Origin of the sequence: Vibrio sp. 10N.286.52.C3, assembly GCF_041468865.1 — a bacterium.
Taxonomy (GTDB): Bacteria; Pseudomonadota; Gammaproteobacteria; order Enterobacterales; family Vibrionaceae; genus Vibrio; species Vibrio crassostreae_C.
Genome location: NZ_JBFRJM010000111.1, coordinates 1 through 502 on the forward strand (window position 1 = coordinate 1; position 502 = coordinate 502).

The window sequence follows — 502 nt, forward strand, 5'->3', positions numbered from 1 at the left end:
CATCCAGTATCGGCTTGGCAAGCGCTTGACGCTCTGCTTTTCGCTCTTCGGCAGGCGCACCTTTTAAGCGTGATTCTATCCCGTAGAGTTTTTGGATTTTAGCCAGCGCCTTATCAGCCTTGCCCGATTTACCTTTCCCTTGAAGCTTTTTAGCATCCATGAACTTGCGACGAGCATGCGCTAAGCACCCTACCTTGGTGACGTGATGAAGTCCATCATAAGCCGCGTAGCCATCGGTTTGTAGATAACCGTTGTAGTCACCTAAAAAGTCCACGGGACACGCCCTCGCGCGACTGTTTTGATAGTCGTACAAGGCAATATTTTTCACATTCGGCAGTGCCGCTTCGGGTGAGTCAGCGCCTGAGCAGTAGAGCCACATATAACACTGCTTCTCTTCTTTGAGCACATTGAGCGGCGTTTCATCCGCTTGAACCACCACTTGTTGAAGTAGGTGCTCTTTCAAGGCGGCATACAGCGGGGCGAACTTCTCACTGACTTGGAT

General features: G+C 50.8%; 1 protein-coding gene. It reads right to left on the bottom strand.

Annotation, left to right across the window (positions count from 1 at the left end; genetic code table 11):
• Nucleotides 1-502: transposase (locus AB4138_RS23505; protein ID WP_372307912.1), on the bottom strand; the 502-nt coding region annotated here is incomplete at both ends.